We start from the raw sequence: 18,911 nt of genomic DNA on the forward strand, positions 1-18,911 counted from the left end.
GTCCATGAACCGGCACGGCACTCAAAAAATGCGTTGTGCGACGCCGTATCGGAAAATCATCAGGATGGGATTCTTCAAGGTCCCATAGCATTGCCGAGCCGCTGCGAGCACGCCGGTAGTACCCGCAACCTCGGACAGCGCTCGCAGAAAATCGCTCTTTAAAAATCAGGTAATTGGCTTATAATTCAAAGGCTCGTTGGGTATCCTGAAGCCTGCTCGCACCGCTTCGCCACAAGCCTTCGAAAACGGCCCGGCAAGACGCGGCAAAAAAGGGCTGCCGCGCGGGCCGTATTCCGCGGCTAATCGCCGCGGCCTCATTGAAGCTTCGCCCATCTTGTTTGTATTCTGGTCCATCCTAGTTGTATTCCGCGGCTAATCGCCGCGGCCTCATTGAAGCGGCTTACTGGTCTCTATCGTGTACCTCCGTATACGCAGTATTCCGCGGCTAATCGCCGCGGCCTCATTGAAGCAGCGAGCGACTGCACGGCCTGCAGGTGGCGTTCGGACATAGTAGCCAGTACCGTTGGTCATGTTATCACTTATACATTAGCCACTACCGAGGTATGTTAAACCGGGGAGGATATTGTGCAATGTTGAAACGACTGATATGGCTCGCTATGGACTATCCGAAGTCCGCCCTCCTGTTGGCGCTATTGATCACCCTGGTCTTCGGTATTCAGTTTCCGCGGATTCACATCGATACGGACCCCGAGAACATGCTGCCCGCCGATCAGGCGGACCGGGTGCTGTACAAAAGGGCCAAGCAGGAGTTCGGTATCCACGACCTGATCATGCTCGGTATTACGGACGAGACCGGGATGTTCCGGACCGAAGCCCTGGCCCGGGTGGCGCGGGTGGTGGAACGGCTCTTGGGTATCGACGGCGTGATTACAGCGGATCTGATCAGCCTCACCACCACCGACGATGTACGCGCCAGTGGCGGTCTACTCAAAGTGCAGCCGGTGATGAAAGGAGTTCCGGAGCAAGCAGCGGACCTCGAGGCCCTGCGCATCGCCATCTCGGACAACCCTTTGTTCCAAGACAAGCTGGCTTCCCGTGACGGCTCCGCCCTTGCGATCTACATCCCCATCGAGCGCAAGGACCAGGCGGCGCGCATCGGCGAGGAAGTGCGCATCATTCTGGACGAGGAGTTGGCCCCGTCGCAGCGTTACCACCTGGCGGGGTTGCCCATCGCCGAAGACAGCTTCGGCATCGAGATGTTCCGCCAGATGGGGATCGTATCGCCGGCCAGCGGGGGGCTCCTGTTCGTGTTGTTGTGGCTCGTGTTCCGCAAGCTCACGCTGGTGCTGCCGGTGATGGTCGTGGCCATGTTTACCGTGGTTTGGGGCATGGGGCTTTTGATCGGTATGGGTTACACGGTTCACATCATGTCCAGCATGATCCCGGTGTTTCTGATGCCGATAGCGGTGCTCGACTCGGTGCATGTCCTGAGCGATTTCTACGACCGCTATCCACAGCTCCAGGATCGGCGGCGGGCCTTGCGTGAGAGCATCGAAGCGCTCTACACCCCTATGCTCTATACCTCGGTAACCTCGGCCGCCGGCTTCGCGTCCCTGATGCTGGCCGACATTCCGCCGGTGCAGGTTTTCGGTGCCTTTGTTGCTTTCGGTATCCTGGCCGCCTTCCTGCTCACCATAATTATCGTTCCCGCCTCTATTGTGCTGATCCGCGAGGACAGATTGCAGGCGGTCATCGGTTACATGGACGCTCGGGACGGGTGGTTCGGCGGGATGCTCCGGGGGTTCGGCCGCTTTGCTTTCAGCCGGGCCGTGCCGGTGGCCCTGGCTGCCGCCCTGATCCTCGGCCTCGGCTTTTTGGGAGTGTCACGCACGGTGGTCAACGACAACCCGGTGGCTTGGTTTCCGGAGGATCACGAACTGCGGGTAGCCGACCGGGTGATGAACCGCCGGTTCGGCGGTACCTACATGGCCTATCTGTTGATCGAGGGCGAGCAGCCCGGCGCCATCAAAAGGCCCGAGGTCATGACCTTCCTGGAGGGGCTGCAACACATTCTGGAGGCCGATCCGAAAGTGGGCAAGACCTCCTCCCTGGCTGACGTGGTCAAGCAGGTGAGCTACGTGGTCCACGACGCCGACCCGCAGTACCGGCGCATCCCGGAGCGGGTGGACGAGCTGGCCCAGTACCTGTTCCTGTACGAGACGGCAGGTGGTGTCGGGGACCTCGACAATCTGGTCGATTACGGCTATCGCGTCGCCAACATCTGGGTACAGATGCGGACAGGGGACAACCTGGATATGGCACGGGTGGCGGACCGCGTGGCAGAGCACCTTCGGACTGAACCGCCACCCCCCAGCATTCATGTGCGCTGGTCCGGCCTTACCTACATCAACAAGGTTTGGCAGGACCAGATGGTCGTGGGGATGGCGAAAGCGGTGCTCGGAGGTTTCGTTGCCGTGTTCGTACTGATGACACTCCTTTTCCGCTCCTTGAGCCTGGGCTTCCTGTCGATGCTACCGCTGACCTTCGCCATCATCCTCTCCTATGGCCTCGCCGCCTTCATGGGCAAGGAGTATGACATGCCCATGGCGGTCTGCTCGGCCCTTACTTTGGGGCTATCCATCGATTTCGCCATTCACTTCGTGCAGCGCTACCGGAGCAACCTGGCACGGCTCGGTGGGGATCTCGGTGCCGCCAACGACGTAGTCTTCGGCGAGACGGCCCGGGCCATCGTGCGCAATGCCTTGGTAATCGCCGTAGGCTTTTCGCCCATGGTGCTCTCGCCCCTCGGTCCCTACCAGACGGTCGGGGTATTCTTTGCCCTGCTGATGGTGTTCAGCGCACTTACGGCCCTGGGGCTTCTGCCGGGGCTGTTGAAGCTTACCCATGGCCGACTGTGGCAGGCCAAAACCACCTGAGGGAGGTATCGGTGTCACCATGCGATCCATAACCATAACCATCGGGCTTGCAGTTGTCCTCACCTTCGCATGGGCCGCCGGTGTGCGGGCCCAGCCTTCCGCAGAGGAAATCGTGGCGCGCTCCCTCCAGGCCTTTTACTATGCCGGGAAGGATCAGCGCGCCCGGATAAGCATGCGGCTCGTGAATGCCCGGGGCAAGGAACGCAAGCGGGAAATGACCATGCTGCGCAAGAACCTGGGAAGCGGGGGGGAGCAGCGCTACTACCTCTACTTCCATGCCCCCGCCGACGTGAAAGGCACCGCCTTCATGGTTTGGAAGTACCCGGCACGAGAGGACGACCGCTGGATCTTCATTCCCTCCATCGAGCTGGTGCGACACATCGCCGCTGACGACAAGCGATCCTCCTTCGTCGGCTCCGATTTCACCTATGAGGACATCTCGGGACGCGAGGTTGGGGACGAAAGGCACCGCCTGCAAGGGGAGGGGACCCTGAGCGGCCGCCCTGTCTATCGTATCGAGAGCGTTCCGAAGGCTAAGTTGGACTACGTCCGCCGCCTGACCTGGATCGACCGGGAGCGGGACCTACCGCTCAAGGAGGAATATTACGACGGACGCGGCAAGTTGCTGCGCACCTTTACGGCCGACGCAGTGCGGCAGGTGGGAGGTCACTGGACCGTCATGCGTAGGACCATGCGCGATGCCCAGAGTGGCCACCGCACCGAGGTGGTGTTCAACCAGGTGAGTTACGACATCGGGCTAGGCAAGGACCTGTTCAGCAAGCGCTACCTCCAGCGCCCGCCCAAACAGTGGATCAGATAAGGGTGCGGACAACCGGCATTGCGCTGTTCGGGACCCTATCCGTTCTGGCCTGGGGGACAACCGCGCCCGCCGCCGTAACCGACCGGTTGCCGGAGATACACGGATTCGTCCAGGCCCATGCCGCAGCCCGGCTGGGCAGTGTGGAGTGCGCCCCGCGGACCACCTGCAGCTGGCCTTACAACGAGCAGCGCCTGCAGCTCAAGACAGAGGGGGATGGCCTCGAGGATGCGCTGGGTTATGCCGCAAAGCTGGACCTGTTGCACGATGCCGCCCTGGGCAACTTAGAGCTGGATGTCCGGAAGCTGCACGCCGACTACAATGCCGAGCGTTTCACGGTGCGTGTCGGCCGCCAGGTGGTCACCTGGGGAGTGGCGGACCTGCTGTTCATCAATGATACCTTTCCCAAAGACTGGGTGTCCTTCTTCGGTGGTCTTCCACTGGAATATCTCAAGCTCGGCAGCAACGCCGTGCGCCTTGATCTGTTCCCGGAGTTTTCCGATCTGGAGCTCGTGCTGGCCGATTTCCGCAAGGATCGGCTGCCGGATCGGGATCGCTTCGTCCTGCCCGGTCCGGACATCCCGACTGCCCTGGACGAACCCTCGGGTCTCGAGGCCAGCCTTCGCGCCTCGCGCCACTTCGGCAGTTGGGATGCCGCGCTCTATTTTTCCCATACTCACTACCGCGCCCCGGCACTCAGTCAGGAAGGGGGCCGGGCCGGTGGACAGTGGCGAGGCCAATACCCGCGCATGAACGCCTACGGGGCCAGCCTCTCGGGTTCGTTGGGGAGCGGCGTGCTCAGCCTGGAGACGGGCTATTACGACTCCATTGAGGATCGCGACGGAACCCGTCCCGCCATAGAGAACAGCCAGACGCGGTTCCTGGTCGGCTACAGCCGTCAAGTCGCAGAGGACACGACCTTGGGACTGCAGGCCTACGCCGAGTGGATGCATCACTATGATGCCTACCGACGTGCCCTGCCGGAGGGGTTTCCGCGGCGCGACGAGCTACGCACGGTGGCGACCCTGCGCTTCACCCAGTTCCACATCCACCAGACACTACGCCTCGGTCTCTTCGCCTTCTGGGGCCTGAGCGAACACGACGGATATATCATCCCGTCCGTGCGCTACACCTTCAGCGATGCCCTGTGGGGGGAGGTGGGCGCGAACCTGTTCGTAGGAGATCGCGCTGGACAATTCGGCGCCCTCGGAGACGACGACAACCTCTACGCGACGGTGCGCTATGCCTTTTAGGGCGTGTTGACATTTAGCAGGTCCGCACAGCGGACCCTACCCTAACGACTTGATTGACTGTAGGGTCCGCTGTGCGGACCGCTTAGGTGCTGTGGACATTTAATATATGGGTAGTGGCTAATGTCTCTTACCCTCTCCCGCCGGGAGAGGGGTTGGGGAGAGGGGATCAAAAAGATGAATCGCGCTACTTTTTCACTTATAAGTTTACCACTACCCACAAAGCGAAGCGTGCCCATCACACCCGGCTTACAGAATCAGCGCTTGATCTTGCGCAGGCTCTTCTTGCTCCAGAAATCGTCCGGCTTGGCGACTTGGCCGTCGATCCGGTTTACGCTGCGCGGAACGACCGCCCAGGTTTCATGTCCGGTCTTCAGATTCTTGCCGTACCAGTAACCCCAGTACAGGGCCCGGGGGTCGCGCTTCCCCGCACTCACCCAGTCCCGGTCGATGACTTTTACCTTTTTGCCCCCTTTGAAATATTCGGTGCGGTAGTCGGCGAAGGTCTCGACGTCCACATAGCCGATCCGGTGGTCGTACCACCAGTTCTTACGCTTGGTGGTGCTCTTCAGCTTGTAGACCTGCTTGCCTTTGGGTTTGCAGGACGAGGCCGGGGGATTGGGGAGCCATTTGACCTTGACGCCGGGAATGGTGCCCAGACAATCCTTGAAGGTTTCCGTACCCACCAGCTGGTGGGTTTCATGGAAGGGCTTGCGCAGGATGACGTCGCCGAAGGTGAAGTCGGTTCCCCCCCAGGCGTCGTCATGGGGCGGCTGGGCGAAGCGCCGGATCTTGCGCAGCGCGGGTAACCAGATGGAATAGGACTGTGGTTTCGAATCGTCCGCATAGTCTACGATCAGCATGCCGGTTCCCTTGAGCTTGCCCGAGCGAAAGATAGCGACCTCTTTGGAGCGGATCTTCGGGTCTGACCAATCGTTCCGTTTGTAGCGTTCAACGGTCAGGGTGGTGGGTCGTGAGCCCTTGGGCTTATTGATGATGACCGTTATGCTCTTGCCGGATTTGACGATCGCGTAGCGGTCATAGACGTGAAACTGGTTGACGAAGAAGACCTGCTCGGCGATCTGCTCCGCGCTCGGCTTCCCCTGCGGGTAGGGCAGATGCTTGTCGATTAGGGTCGCCGCCTGGGACATGGGCGCAAGCAGCATGGATAGGGCGCAGATTACCAAGGCACGGATACGCAGCATGATCGGTTTCTCCTCCGGCAGTCGTTTGTTGGGTGGTCTACGCAAGAACCGGTGTTGTTATGCGATTTTCGCGTGCAAAGGAAAGCGCTCAGGATGCTCGATTATTTCTCGAGATAAATCAACATCGATATCGGGCCAGTAGTAATGGCCCGGTGCTCGTTCTTCAACATTAACGATAGATTTAACCGTTTGCTCTTGGAACCATGGAAAATCTTCATATGACATGAACAGCTCCCTATCATGGGTCAATAGCCACACCCCGTGTGCTGAAATATTGGTAACCTCAACGCCTGAAGTATTCTTTCCATGCACCGATGAGCTCATCGTGGTTCGCCTCTATAATCGATTCGATTTCCTTCAGGTTCTTTCTCGATTTCCATTGCTTTACCTCTCGTTTCTTGTCATCGATCGCGCAAAAACCAATTTATCATTATTACCGCGATCACTGTGGGATACAATCGGAAGACAGCGCCTGACTGAGATGGAAGCCGTTCTTTGCCAGATCCGGTCCAATTGTCGTAAGCTCGTTCACTGTCGCCCTCCCTGCCGGTTTCGACGGCTGCTGTCCGGACCGGCACACCTACTAAGTCAACAGCGGGAGTTGAATCCTTGACCCTTGCGAGCACGGATCCAAACCAACTTCGCATCCTTGCCGCCTTGCTGGCTATGCCGGAAGATGATGCCCTGGATGCGTTGCGAGACATGCGACCACAGGCCCCCTGGCTGGAGCCTTCCCTGCCGGAGCTGGAGCGGATACCCCTGGAGCACTGGCAGGCCGAGCACACCCGACTGTTCATCAGTGCCTACCCCAAGCTCCCATGTCCACCCTACGAATCCGCTTACCGCCAAGGGACCATGGTCGGCGTCTCCGCGAGCGAATTGGCGGACCTCTACCGGCGCGCAGGACTCCAGGCCATGGATGTACCGGCGGATTACCTGGGCACCCTGCTCGAGTGCGCGGCCTACCTCAAGGAGACCGGTAGGGATGAGCTGCTCAGGGAGCTGACGGAGGAACATCTGGCGTTGTGGGTCCCCCGCTTCGCCCGTGATCTCGTCGACCACGCCGGGCTCGATTTCTACCGTGTCCTGGGCCGGCAAATCGGGGCCCTGATTCCGGAGTCTCCGGACCATGAGTAATGCTGGTTGGCAGGGCCTGCCTCCCGAGCTGACGGCGGACGACGATCTGGAGCAAGCCGTGCTCGAAGTCCATAAGGGTCTCTTGCGGGAGCAGCTGGCCGGGGACCCCATGCTGAAGCTCGCCTTGCCGGTGATGATCCGGGCCTTGCGTCGGATCGATACCTGGCGCGTCTTGCTATTGCTCACGCCCTGGATGCTCGCCCGGTTGCTGTTCCCGGACGAGCCGCCCGAGTTGGAGGTCCCGCCCGGTTGGTCCGCCCGAGAGCGTTGCAATGCCCCCTATCTGGTCTTGGGTCCGAATCTGAGCTTCGACCTGCTGACCCAGCCCCAACAGGCCCATCTCAACTACCATCACCGACTCGGCCACTACCTACTCCAACCCATTTGTCTGGACCTGAGCCCATACGAGACCGCAGATGCGGTCTTCACGGCCTGGAACCAGGTCATCCGTACCCGCGATGAGAACATGATGCAGGCCAAGCGCGATTGTCCCCTGCAGAAGGAAATCTCGCGCCGGGAGCTGTTGCGACGCTTCACGGGTCCTGGGGATGGAACAAGCTGAGCTCGTTCACCTATCTCACCGGGGATTGCCGTATCCTTTTATCCGCAGATTACGCAGGGTAGGGTGGGCTGTGCCCACCGCCGCCTCTGCATCGGGAACCCAATGCCATTCGTTAATAGGTCCTGTTGACATTTAACTAACCGTTTGCTTCTCATATGTTAGGTAGCCGCAATGCTCAAGCGGTCCGCACAGCGGACCCTACCCTAACCATTTGATTGACTGTAGGGTCCGCTGTGCGGACCTTCCAAATATCAATACGCCTTAGGTCTACGCATCCCACTACCGGAGGTAATTCCATGTACCCGCAACCCAAGCCCTTTTTGAGCCTCGAGGATTGGCTGGAAGGTGAGCGCGCCGATCTGGAAGGGCGCAGCGAATATCTGGATGGCGAGGTTTTCGCCATGACTGGAGCAAGCATGAAGCACAATGCCATCGTCATAAACATCGGCAGTGAGCTGCGCACCCAGCTGAAAGGACGCCCTTGCCAGGTCTATGCCAACGACATGAAGGTCATCATCCGCTCCGCCAATGCGGGCAAGTATCCGGATCTGATCGCCTATTGCGGAGAACCGGAACTCCTGGACGACCGCCAGGATGTCCTGCTCAATCCCAGCCTGATCGTCGAGGTGCTCTCCGACTCCACGGCGGCCTACGACCGGGGAGATAAGTTCGCCCTCTACCGCCGCATCCCGAGCCTGCGGGAGTATCTGTTGGTCTCCCAGGCCCGGGTCCGGGTGGAACGCTACCGGCGCGGCGCAGATGACCACTGGACCCTGACGGACTATGCGGGGCTGGAGGACCAGGTTCCCCTGGAGAGCCTGGATTGTGTCTTGGCGTTGGCCGAGATCTACGACAAGGTCGAGCTCGCAACGGTTGCGTTGTGAATCTGCAGATTGCGCAGGGTAGGGTGGGCTGTGCCCACCGCCGCTCCTGCATCAGGGACCTCGGTCACGTGAGCGTTATGAATCCGCGGATTTCGCGGATTGCACATCAAAGAACACAGGCATCTGCGACAATCTGCGTAATCTGCGGATAGTCAAGGACGTTATTACTCACCCTGATACCGGAGCTGATTCTATGTCCCTGCAACCCAAGCCCTTTTTGAGCCTTGAGGATTGGCTGGAAGGTGAGCGCGCCGATCTGGAAGGGCGCAGCGAATACCTCAATGGCGAGGTCTTCGCCATGGCCGGTGCGAGCCTGGAGCACAACATTATCGTTGTGAACATCAGCAGTGAGCTGAGCATCCAGTTCAAGGGACGTCCTTGCCAAGTCTATGTCAATGACATGAAGGTCATCATCCGCTCCGCCAACGCGGGCAAGTATCCGGGTCTGGTCGCCCATTGCGGAGAACCGGAGCTCCTGGACGACCGGCGGGATGTCCTGCTCAACCCCGGTCTGATCGTCGAGGTCCTCTCCGACTCCACGATCGCTGGACCCTGACGGACTACAGGGGGCTGGAGGATCAGGTTCCCCTGGAGAGTCTGGATTGCACCTTGGCGTTGGCCGAGATCTACGACAAGGTCGTGATGAATGACGAGTGATGAACGCGGAATGATGAAGTGGCAAGCTGCTTCCCATTCATCGCTCATCATTCCGCATTCATCATTCCATGCCGGAGATGATCTACCCGCCTCCCCCCGGAACCCCCGCAGGCGCTCCGTCCGAACGCCTGGCCGGGGCGGTCGAGCGGGTCACCTTCCATAGCGAGGAAAGCGGCTTCTGCGTGTTGCGCGTCAAGGTACGCGGACAACGGGAGCTGGTGACCGTGGTCGGCTCGGCGGCCACCGTCACCGCGGGCGAGTACATCGAATGCGATGGCACCTGGGTCAACGACTACCGCCACGGGCTCCAGTTCAAGGCCCTGAATCTGCGGGTGATTCCGCCCAGCACCCTGGACGGCATCGAGAAATATCTGGGTTCGGGCATGGTCAAGGGCATCGGTCCCCACTTCGCCCACAAGCTGGTGGGGGCCTTCGGCGAACGGGTGTTCGATGTCATCGAGGACAACCCGGACCGACTGCTCACGCTCGAAGGCATCGGCCCCAAGCGCAAGGAACGGGTGACCCGGGCCTGGGCCGAGCAGAAGGTGATCCGGGAGATCATGGTCTTCCTCCAGTCCCATGGGGTCGGCACGGCGCGGGCCGTGCGCATCTACAAGACCTATGGGGACGCGGCGGTCGAGAAGGTCCGGGAGAACCCCTACCGGCTGGCACTCGATATCCACGGTATCGGCTTCAAGACCGCCGATGCCATCGCCCACCGACTCGGTATCCCCCACGACTCGCTCATCCGCGCCCAGGCCGGGGTGCGCCATGTGCTGCAGGAGATCGCCGCAGACGGTCACTGCGCCGCCTATCGGGATCAGTTAGCCGAGTCGGCGTGCAAGCTGCTGGAGATTCCCGCCCCCGTCATCGAGCAGGCCATCGCCGCGGAGCTCGAGGCGGAAAACCTGGTCGCCGAGGAGATCGAGGGGCGACCTGCGCTCTTTCTCACCCCCTTGCAGCGGGCCGAGCGGGGAATTGCCATGGGCCTCCGCCGTTTGCAGCGCGATCCGCCGATCTGGGGTCGGATCGATCCCCAAGGCGCCATCCCCTGGATGGAACGCCAGACAGGATTGGAGCTATCCGATTCCCAGCGCGCCGCCGTGGCCGCCGCGATCAACGGCAAAATTACCATCATCACCGGTGGCCCCGGGGTCGGCAAGACCACAGTGGTCAATAGCATCCTGCGCATTCTGCAGGCAAAGGGGGTCTCCGTGCGCCTGTGTGCGCCGACCGGGCGGGCGGCCAAGCGGCTGGCGGAATCCACCGGCACCGAGGCCAAGACCATCCATCGGCTGCTGGAGTTCGATCCCCGGATCATGGGTTTCAGGCGGGACCAGTACAGGCCCCTGGCGGCCGAGTTGGTGGTCGTCGACGAGGTCTCCATGGTGGATCTGGTCCTGATGAACCAGCTCCTACGGGCGATCCCCAACCATGCGGCGGTGTTATTGGTAGGCGACGTGGATCAGCTCCCTGCCGTGGGACCGGGGTCGGTGCTGGCCGACATGATCGGCTCCGGTGCGGTGCCCACAGTCCGACTGACAGAGATCTTCCGTCAGGCGGCCCAGTCCCGGATCGTCGTCAATGCCCATCGGATCAACCAGGGCCGTATGCCCGAGCGTCCGGACCGCCAAGGACCGGACAGCGATTTCTACCGCATCGATTGCGAAACCCCGGAGCTCATCCATGATCGGTTGCTGCAGGTGACCATCGAACGGATTCCCAAGCGCTTCGGCCTGGACCCCGTCGCCGACATTCAGGTCTTGACTCCCATGAACCAAGGTGGTCTAGGTGCCCGCTCCCTCAACCTGGAGCTGCAGCAGCGCCTGAATGCCGATACCCACCCCAGGATCACCCGTTTCGGTTGGACCTACGCGCCGGGAGACAAGGTCATCCAGACGGTCAACAACTATGACAAGGAGGTCTTCAACGGCGACATTGGCCGCATTCAGAGAATCGACGAGGAGGAGGGACTCGTGGCGGTCGAGTACGACGGTCGCCAGGTGGAATACGAGCTGGGTGAGCTGGACGAAATCTCCCTTGCCTACGCCACCACGATACACAAGAGCCAAGGCTCGGAGTATCCGGCGGTCGTCATCCCCTTGGCGACCCAACACTACACGCTCTTGGAGCGCAACCTGCTCTACACGGCCGTGACCCGTGGCAAACGGCTGGTGGTCCTGATCGCCCAGACCAAGGCTTTAGGGTTAGCGGTTAAACGCGAGCTGTCCGTCAAGCGCCTGACCAAGCTGCGCCAACGGTTGCAGGCACTTGACAGCTAACCGGAGGAGAAAGCGGTCGGCAGGCGCTGTTTAATCCGCAGATTACGCAGATTTCCGCAGATGGAGAATGAAATAATCTGTGAAAATCTGCGTAATCTATGGATAAAAAATGCTTCTTTCCCCATGCTCAATCCGGGCTTGGACTGCTCCATAGCCCGTAGCCCACCAGGTAGGCTGAAACCGCATGTTGGGCGCAGAATCCAGGGTTCAGGGGGCAGTTGTCAGGGAGCAGGAATACGGCGGATGGTGGCCATCCCTGGCCTGTCCCGCCCTACGGCTTCAATGAGACTGCGACGACTAGCCGTGGAATACCCCTCTGAATAACTGACAACTGTCCCCCTGTCTCCGGTGGCGGTACGGGCAGGCATCCCTGGGGCGGTCGGCAGGCGCTCACCGCATCCTGCACCCGACGCGAGGTCCGCGCAGGCAGGTAGCAGGTTGGGCGACCTATGGGTGGGTTGCGTTAAAGCGATGTATTGGCCTCGTCGTAGTAAATGCTCTCGCCGGGGATGTCTTGCTCCGGGTCATATTCCGCCGGTAGGCGGTGGGCAATGCCTTTGTGGCAGTCGATACAGGTCAGACCTTCCTCTTCGGCCTGTTCGTGACGCTTGACACTGCGCGGTTCCTGCTTGTCGTAATCCATAGACAGGGATTCGTGGCAGTTACGGCATTCGCGGGAGTCGGTCTCCTTCATGGCACGCCAAACGTGTCTGGCCAGCTCCATGCGTTCGGCGTCGAATTTCTCGGGGGTATCGATGGTGCCCAACAAGTGGTGGTAAACCTCTCTACTGGCCTGGAGCTTGCGGACAAACTTGGGGATTCCCTCCTGCGGCACGTGACAATCGGGACAGGTAGCCCGTACCCCGGTGCGGTTGACGTAATGATTGGTGTCCATGTATTCCTGATAGACATTTACCTCCATCTCATGGCAGGAAGTGCTGCAGAAGGTCTCCGTGTTGGTGGCCTCCATCCCGGCGTTGAAGCCGCTCCAGAGGACGATGCCGAGGACGATGCCGGTCAGCAGGACCGTAACCGTGCGCTTGCCTTTCTTTGGTTTGTCTTCAGGCATGACGAAACCTCTTGGGTAGTGGTTAAGGTTTAAATAGAAACATCGCCGATAGCAGTGTGTTGGGCACGCCACAAGCTGCACTCCCTCTCCCTCTGGGAGAGGGCCGGGGAGAGGGGATCAAATAAAGAAATGGGGCATAATGAACCGCTTTACGTTAACCATTTAAAAATTTACCACTACCACCTCTTGTACCTCTGTTATCTCGTTTGTGGGCGGCTTTGGGTATTACTTGAGACCCTGGAAGCTGTTCTCGACCAGCGGCTCGCCTTTTATCTGCACCATGTGGCATTGGGTGCAGAAGTAACGCCGCGAAGAGAGCTTGGCTAGCTCCTTGCCGTCGCGATCGACGAAATGGTTCGCGGAGGGTGGCTTGGTGTTCTCCTTCTCAGCCGCCGCCTTGCTGTGGCACCTCATGCAACCATTCTGGCGCAGGTTGAGCCTATAGTTCTCGATCTTGTGAGGGATCAAAGGCGGCTGCTGCTCAAAGGTGCGCTCGATACCGCCCTCGACCACATCGACCTTCCGCTTTGCTGGCGGCGTGGACATCGCTTCGATGGCGGCGCCACGCAGAGAATCGACCGCAAACGTAGGCATTGCCCCGCCCAGACCAACAACGGCAAGGGACAGGCTCAGTATTGCTGTGGTCTTGTTCATCTCGTTCTCGATTACCTCGGTTGTAAACGGGCCTAGTACGAAGAACCACGGATAGACACGGATAAACACGGATCACAATCCGTGTTCATCCGTGTTCATCCGTGGTTTTAATGCAGTTTCGTGGTTCCATTGATTATTCATCCGAGTCCCGAAGCGGAAGACGCCTTGGGGGCAGACCTCGATACAGCGCCCGCAATTGGTACAGTTGCGATCCAGGATCACCGGACCGACGCCCTCGGCGGCACCCTTGAGCGCGGGCTTGATGACCTGGGGCTCCGGGCAGATCTCGAAGCAATCCATGCAATTATCGCACCGGTCCCGAGCAGCCGCGGAGATCCGCAGGATCGAGCCGCTGCCGATCAGTCCATAGAAGGCCCCCATGGGGCACAGCCGACCACACCAGCCGTGCTTGGCAATGAACAGGTCGAACAGGAACAGGGCCAGGATGACCGTCCAGGCCCAGCCCATCCCGAAGATGAGGCCCCGCTGGAACATGGACACCGGATTGATGTACTCCCAAACCAGGACGCCGGTGAGCAGGGGAAACAGCAGCGCCAGCCCCAGGAGCCAATAGCGCAGATTGCGCGACAGGGCGCTGTTGCCACGCAGGTCGAAGCGTCGCCGGAGCCAGGCCGCCGCGTCGGTGACCGGATTCACCGGACACACCCAGGAGCAAAACACCCGCCCGCCCACCAGGGCGTAGAAGACCAGCACGATGAGCGCGCCGACGATCCCGCTCGTCACCGGCAGGCCACCCGAGAGGACGGACTGGAGCAGCAGGAAGGGATCGGTCAGAGGCAGCACGCCCAGGGTCATACTGGCGGACAGATTGCCCTTGACGACCCAGATCCCGCTGGTCGGACCCAACAGGAACAGGACCAGCACGCCGACCTGGCTCAGGCGCCGGGCGATCAGCCAGCGGTGGGCCTTGATCTGGCTTTGGAACAGATTGGGAATCATTTGTGGCTCTTTATGGATTCTGGACTGCTTTGGAGTGCGCCGGCAAAGCGGCACGACCGCATCGAACCTCAGCCACGGGGGATACCAGCGGCGTTGGCCGGAAATCCGGGCACTGAGGTTCCACCCGCGCCGCGGCGACGGCGCTTTCCTCTGGCCGCAACACCTGTGTTGGGGACGGATGCGTGGTCCAATCCAAAGCGGCGGCAGGATGGTGCCACTTGGCCGACCCTCTGCTTATGCCTCGCGCTGTAGGTTCCGGTAAGCATCGGGGTGAAATTGCCGCCGCACTCCAAAACGCCCGGTGGAACCCTTCCATGATCGTTGGCAGTCCGGAATCCATAAAGAGCCTCATCTTTTTCTGCCAAGAGAACTCTACGCTGGGACAAGGATCTTCTCCCTGGCCTCCTCGAGGAACTGGATCACCTGTTCTCGGGTAACCGTGGGGAAGCCCTCAAGGAAGTCGTTGATCGAGTCTCCGGCTTCGAGGTAATCGATCAGGGTTGCAGCCGGCACCCGCGTCCCTCTGAAAACGGGAGTTCCCCCCATGATGTGGCGATCGGATGTGATGGCGCTTTTCTTCATAGTCCTGGCGGTATTTCTAAAGTGGACAGCATGGACCCGAGAACCATCGCTGGTGGTGAACCGGTTGCAACCGATTTGCGTTTATTCGCGTTCATTTGCGGCTAAAAAAGGCGCTCTTTCTAGGGTGGTCCCTGCTGGTTGAGGACATCCAAAGGGTTGTCGGAGAAAGGCGTCGCGGCACCGCTCTCTCTGATCAGGCCCTCCCCGGCATGGTCGTACTCCATGCCTGGGGGCAGGTGGTACTGGTGCTCCGGGTCCGGGCTGACCAGGGGGCCGCCGGATTGTGCCTGCTGCTCCCAGCCCAGCCGGTAGTGCCGGCCCAGCTCGCCCTTGGCCAAGTGGTGCGGCAGTATCTTGATGGCGGCCTCTTCCAGGATGCAGGCCTGCTCGCACTTACCGCAGCCGGTGCAGTGTTCCGAGTGAACGACAGGGATGAAGAGGGCATGTTTTCCCGAGCGTTCGTTGTGCTGCCGGTCCAGGGTGATAGCCTGGTCTTTGATGGGACAGACCTGATAGCAGACCTCGCACCGCAGGCCCTGGAAGGCGATACAGCTCTCCTGGTCCACCAGCACCGCGAGCCCCATGCGCGCGGCATTGATGTCCGTCAGCACGTGGTCCAGGGCATTGGTAGGACAGGCCACTACGCAGGGGATGTCCTCGCACATCTCACAGGCCCCTTGGCGGGCGATGAAATATGGGGTTCCAGTCGGAATGTCCTCGCCGACCCGACCCAGATAGAGGATGTCGTAGGGGCAATCGCGCACGCAGAGTCCGCAGCGGATGCAGGCCCCGTTGAAGGCATCCTCCGGGATCGCCCCCGGCGGCCGGATAGCATATGCGGGTAGCGACGAGGCCCGGCTGGAATAGAGACCCAGGCCCAGGCCGAACAGCCCGACGCCACAGGCGGTCTTGAACAGATCGCCCAACACCCGCCGGCGGGTGATCCCTGATTGTTTGATGATTGCCATTAGCGCTGCCAACTAGGAGGCGTTCTCAAACGAACCGCACCGAAGAACCACGGATGGACACGGATAAACACGGATCATAATTCGTGTTTATCCGTGTCCATCCGTGGTTCTAATGCGGTACAGTAAAAACCCTCATACCACCTGCCCTAGCTCATCACGAGCAGCGGAGAACTCGGCTTCGATGTCCTCATTGGAAAAGCCGCGCCCGGCGGTTTTGTCGGCGCGTGCCACTTCGACCTTACGACGCAGGTAGGCATCGTATTCACGGGCCTGGCGGCGCTGCTCGATGTAACCGCGCATCAGCTCGCGCATGACTTGGGCCGCGGGCTGATCATCGGCCGCGGCTTCAGCCATGAATGTATCGCGCAGCTCCGGTTCCAACTTTATGGTGAAAACGACTTGTTTGGACATGATCTAACCTCCTGGCAAGTTATACAAAACGAAGCGTGCCTATCAATAGATGGAACGAACAGCTTCCAGCTTCTTTTTTGTCCGCAGATGGAAACCGAATGCGCAATAATTTTTACTATTGCGCTCATCACTCATTGGCTCGTTCTCACGCTCCAGAGACAATTAAATCATCCAATTGTCTATCTTCAGTCTCGGTTCTTGTTGTTTGATTTCAGTATATATTCTATCCGCGCTAACCAGAGTGCATGAATTAATTATAGCCGTGCTAGCGAGGATAACATCAATGTTGTGCTTTTTTGCGCTTCCTTTTTTCAGATTTCGTTTATTGACCAAAGATTTCTTAAGTCTACCAAAAAGCATCGAACCTTTTATTGTCAGGGGTAAAATGCCAAAATCTTCCTTGGCCTCATTAATTTTCTTTCGGATAGCAAATCTTTTATCTTCAGGAGCATTGTTGTATCCATATTCCAGTTCGTACAATGTGATAATAGAGATAAATACTCGATCCTCATCGTTCAAGCTGCCTAATCGATGCGCTATTGCGTCGTGGTCCGAAGAATTCTTGTCGTAGAAATCCGAAACAACATTGGAGTCCAAAAGATAATTCATGTTTCATTAGTCGTGGTCGAATTCGAAGTTATCCCTGAAGTCCTTCATGTCTCTTTTTAGTTGTTCGGAATAACCCTCTAAATGAACAGAGTCATTCTCGACTCTTTTGGTTATTTCTGCCCATTTCGACTGCTTGGTCGGTGGTTGTTCGATTGTTGTCTTGATTATTTGCAAATTTTGTAATGCCTGCAACAGCTTTTCTTTTTGTTCCTCGGCAAATAATCTTTGAATGTCGTTAACCTTGCGGTGCAGGTAGGCATCGTATTCACGGACTTGGCGGCGCTGTTCGATGTAATCGCGCATCAGCTCGCGCATGACTTGGGCCGCGGGCTGATCATCGGCCGCGGCTTCAGCCATGAATGTATCGCGCAGTTCCGGTTCCAACTTCATGGTGAAAACGACTTGTTTGGACATGATCTAACCTCCTGGCAAGTTGTACAAAACGAAGCGTGCCTATCAATAGATGGAACGAACAGCTTCCAGCTTCTTTTTTGTCCGCAGATTACGCAGATTCTCGCAGATTAAGAATAAAATAATCTGCGAGAATCTGCGTAATCTGCGGATAAAAGATCTTTATATATTCTATCCGTGCTAACCAGGGTGCATGAATTAATTATAGCCATGCTAGCGAGGATAACATCAATGTTGTGCTTTTTTATATTGGTTCCGGTTCGGGGTGCGTGTTCTTCGCTTGCCTTTCCAGCATGTTATGCGTCGCTTGCGGTTCGGCTATAGGGTAGCGGCTGCGGGTCTTGGCGCTTTTGTTTCTCTGGGCGGCGCGGAGCTTCGGCGTTCCCACGCGGCGCGTGAGAACGAGAGAGGTTGAGCTTTTCGTTCATCATTCATCATTCATTCGATGCGGTTCGGCCAAGCTCCCTCCGCGTCCCTGCGTCGGGACGGAGCCTAGCCTCACCACATCCTACGGGTCAGACCTTGACCACCTTGCAGATGTTCTTCTTGTAATCCGTCTGCTTCGACAGGGGGTCGGTCGCATCCAGGATCAGCTTGTTCACCAACCGGGAGGCGTCGAACCAGGGGATGAACACCAGACCCTCCGGTGGGCGGTTGCGTCCGCGGGTCTCGACCCGGGCCGTGATTTCGCCGCGGGGGGTGGTGATCTTGGCCAGCTGGCCGTCTCGGAGCTTGCGCTTTCTGGCGTCCTTCTTGTGCATGAAGAGCACCGCGTCGGGAACGGCCCGGTAGAGCTCCGGCACGCGCCGGGTCATGGAGCCCGAATGCCAGTGCTCGAGCACCCGCCCGGTGCACAGCCACAGGTCGTATTCCTGGTCCGGGCTCTCCGCCGGCGGCTCGTAGGGGGCGAAGATGATGTTGGCCCGACCGTCCGGGTTGCCGTAGAAATCGACGGTCGTTTGGTCCCCCGCCACGTGGGGGTCATAACCGCCCCGGAAACGCCACAGGGTCTCCTTGCCGTCGATCACCGGCCAGCGTTGGCCACGGACCTTGTGGTAGGTGTCGAATGGGGCCATTTCATGCCCCTTCTTGGGGATGTCGGGCGCCGAGTTGAAGCGCCGGTACTCCTCGAACAGGCCCTTCTGGACGTAGTAACCGAAGTGCTCGCTCTCGTGGTTTTGGTATGCGTTGCCGCGGTCATCGAGGATTTTTCCCGCATAGGGAAATTTATCGACCGTGCCGTTGGCGAACAGGATGTCGTAGAGGGTCTTGCCGCGATACTCGGGCTTCTTATCGACCAACTCCTGGGGCCACACCTCCTCGGCCTTGAAACGCTTGGCGAATTCCATGATCTGCCACAGGTCCGACTTGGCCTCCCCCGGTGCCGCGACCTGCTCGCGCCAGAACTGGGTGCGCCGCTCGGCGTTGCCGTAGGCGCCCTCCTTCTCCACCCACATGGCGGTGGGCAGGACCAGATCCGCCGCCTGGGCGGAGACCGTCGGATAGGGGTCGGAGACGGTGATGAAGTTGTCCGGGTTGCGCCAGCCGGGATACAT

General features: G+C 59.2%; 19 protein-coding genes. 8 read left to right on the forward strand and 11 right to left on the reverse strand.

Annotation, left to right across the window (positions count from 1 at the left end; translation table 11 throughout):
* Positions 1 to 590: 590 nt before the first annotated feature.
* From E1958_RS10630 to E1958_RS10640, 3 genes are read left to right on the forward strand one after another with little or no spacing between them, the layout of a single operon-like run.
* Entirely contained in the window at positions 591 to 2,897 is a 2,307-nt protein-coding gene (locus E1958_RS10630) for an efflux RND transporter permease subunit (protein WP_165741774.1), read from the forward strand.
* Between the two features lie 19 nt (positions 2,898 to 2,916).
* The gene (locus tag E1958_RS10635) at positions 2,917 to 3,717 is read left to right on the forward strand and encodes an outer membrane lipoprotein-sorting protein (RefSeq protein ID WP_165741772.1); all 801 of its coding nucleotides are present in this window, start codon (positions 2,917 to 2,919) and stop codon (positions 3,715 to 3,717) included.
* A 2-nt stretch (positions 3,718 to 3,719) separates the two neighbouring features.
* Positions 3,720 to 4,967 (forward strand): DUF1302 family protein, encoded by a 1,248-nt coding sequence (locus E1958_RS10640; RefSeq protein ID WP_133511851.1) that lies wholly within the window; start codon positions 3,720 to 3,722, stop codon positions 4,965 to 4,967.
* Positions 4,968 to 5,221: 254 nt separating this feature from the next.
* On the opposite strand, the gene E1958_RS10645 is transcribed toward E1958_RS10640, so the two are convergent.
* Together E1958_RS10645 and E1958_RS10650 are read right to left on the reverse strand one after the other, a co-directional pair.
* Positions 5,222 to 6,169, reverse strand: coding sequence for an outer membrane lipoprotein-sorting protein (locus tag E1958_RS10645; RefSeq protein WP_133511852.1), 948 nt, complete (start codon positions 6,167 to 6,169; stop codon positions 5,222 to 5,224).
* A 57-nt stretch (positions 6,170 to 6,226) separates the two neighbouring features.
* The gene (locus E1958_RS10650) at positions 6,227 to 6,493 is read right to left on the reverse strand and encodes a DUF2442 domain-containing protein (protein ID WP_133511853.1); all 267 of its coding nucleotides are present in this window, start codon (positions 6,491 to 6,493) and stop codon (positions 6,227 to 6,229) included.
* Positions 6,494 to 6,778: 285 nt separating this feature from the next.
* On the opposite strand from E1958_RS10650, the gene E1958_RS10655 reads away from it, so the two are divergent.
* The 5 genes from E1958_RS10655 to recD2 all read left to right on the forward strand — a co-directional run bounded on the left by E1958_RS10655 (position 6,779) and on the right by recD2 (position 11,691).
* Positions 6,779 to 7,306, forward strand: a complete 528-nt coding sequence (locus E1958_RS10655) for a TorD/DmsD family molecular chaperone (protein WP_243448374.1) — start codon at positions 6,779 to 6,781, stop codon at positions 7,304 to 7,306.
* Positions 7,299 to 7,868 (forward strand): [NiFe]-hydrogenase assembly chaperone HybE, encoded by a 570-nt coding sequence (gene hybE, locus E1958_RS10660; protein ID WP_133511854.1) that lies wholly within the window; start codon positions 7,299 to 7,301, stop codon positions 7,866 to 7,868. Before E1958_RS10655 ends, hybE begins: the two co-directional genes overlap by 8 nt.
* A gap of 296 nt (positions 7,869 to 8,164) precedes the next feature.
* Positions 8,165 to 8,752: a Uma2 family endonuclease gene (locus E1958_RS10665; protein ID WP_133511855.1), complete on the forward strand. Its 588-nt coding sequence runs from the start codon at positions 8,165 to 8,167 to the stop codon at positions 8,750 to 8,752.
* Positions 8,753 to 8,945: 193 nt separating this feature from the next.
* Complete coding sequence (locus E1958_RS10670; RefSeq protein WP_341534734.1) at positions 8,946 to 9,308, forward strand: Uma2 family endonuclease; 363 nt, start codon at positions 8,946 to 8,948, stop codon at positions 9,306 to 9,308.
* A 178-nt stretch (positions 9,309 to 9,486) separates the two neighbouring features.
* Positions 9,487 to 11,691: an SF1B family DNA helicase RecD2 gene (gene recD2 / locus E1958_RS10675; protein ID WP_133511871.1), complete on the forward strand. Its 2,205-nt coding sequence runs from the start codon at positions 9,487 to 9,489 to the stop codon at positions 11,689 to 11,691.
* Positions 11,692 to 12,154: 463 nt separating this feature from the next.
* Here the strand turns inward: recD2 and E1958_RS10680 are convergent, their stop codons facing one another.
* From E1958_RS10680 to E1958_RS10720, 9 genes are all read right to left on the reverse strand, one after another.
* Positions 12,155 to 12,760: a NapC/NirT family cytochrome c gene (locus E1958_RS10680; RefSeq protein ID WP_133511856.1), complete on the reverse strand. Its 606-nt coding sequence runs from the start codon at positions 12,758 to 12,760 to the stop codon at positions 12,155 to 12,157.
* 225 nt (positions 12,761 to 12,985) lie between these two features.
* On the reverse strand, positions 12,986 to 13,414 hold the full coding sequence (locus E1958_RS10685; RefSeq protein ID WP_133511857.1) for a nitrate reductase cytochrome c-type subunit: 429 nt from the start codon (positions 13,412 to 13,414) through the stop codon (positions 12,986 to 12,988).
* A gap of 72 nt (positions 13,415 to 13,486) precedes the next feature.
* Complete coding sequence (gene napH / locus E1958_RS10690; protein ID WP_133511858.1) at positions 13,487 to 14,374, reverse strand: quinol dehydrogenase ferredoxin subunit NapH; 888 nt, start codon at positions 14,372 to 14,374, stop codon at positions 13,487 to 13,489.
* 372 nt (positions 14,375 to 14,746) lie between these two features.
* Positions 14,747 to 14,956: a DUF433 domain-containing protein gene (locus E1958_RS10695; RefSeq protein ID WP_089723892.1), complete on the reverse strand. Its 210-nt coding sequence runs from the start codon at positions 14,954 to 14,956 to the stop codon at positions 14,747 to 14,749.
* A gap of 119 nt (positions 14,957 to 15,075) precedes the next feature.
* Positions 15,076 to 15,924 (reverse strand): ferredoxin-type protein NapG, encoded by an 849-nt coding sequence (napG, locus tag E1958_RS10700; protein WP_133511859.1) that lies wholly within the window; start codon positions 15,922 to 15,924, stop codon positions 15,076 to 15,078.
* Between the two features lie 132 nt (positions 15,925 to 16,056).
* Positions 16,057 to 16,335 (reverse strand): antitoxin of toxin-antitoxin stability system, encoded by a 279-nt coding sequence (locus E1958_RS10705; RefSeq protein WP_133511860.1) that lies wholly within the window; start codon positions 16,333 to 16,335, stop codon positions 16,057 to 16,059.
* A 162-nt stretch (positions 16,336 to 16,497) separates the two neighbouring features.
* A complete protein-coding gene (locus tag E1958_RS10710) occupies positions 16,498 to 16,944 on the reverse strand; it encodes a type II toxin-antitoxin system VapC family toxin (RefSeq protein ID WP_133511861.1) in 447 nt (148 codons plus the stop codon).
* Positions 16,945 to 16,950: 6 nt separating this feature from the next.
* On the reverse strand, positions 16,951 to 17,358 hold the full coding sequence (locus E1958_RS20870) for a hypothetical protein (RefSeq protein WP_207787689.1): 408 nt from the start codon (positions 17,356 to 17,358) through the stop codon (positions 16,951 to 16,953).
* Positions 17,359 to 17,870: 512 nt separating this feature from the next.
* A partial coding sequence (locus E1958_RS10720) for a molybdopterin dinucleotide binding domain-containing protein (protein WP_166664632.1) occupies positions 17,871 to 18,911 on the reverse strand: 1,041 nt, incomplete at its 5' end.

It is taken from the genome of Candidatus Thiosymbion oneisti, from assembly GCF_004359955.1.
In the GTDB taxonomy this organism is placed as follows: domain Bacteria; phylum Pseudomonadota; class Gammaproteobacteria; order Chromatiales; family Chromatiaceae; genus Thiosymbion; species Thiosymbion oneisti.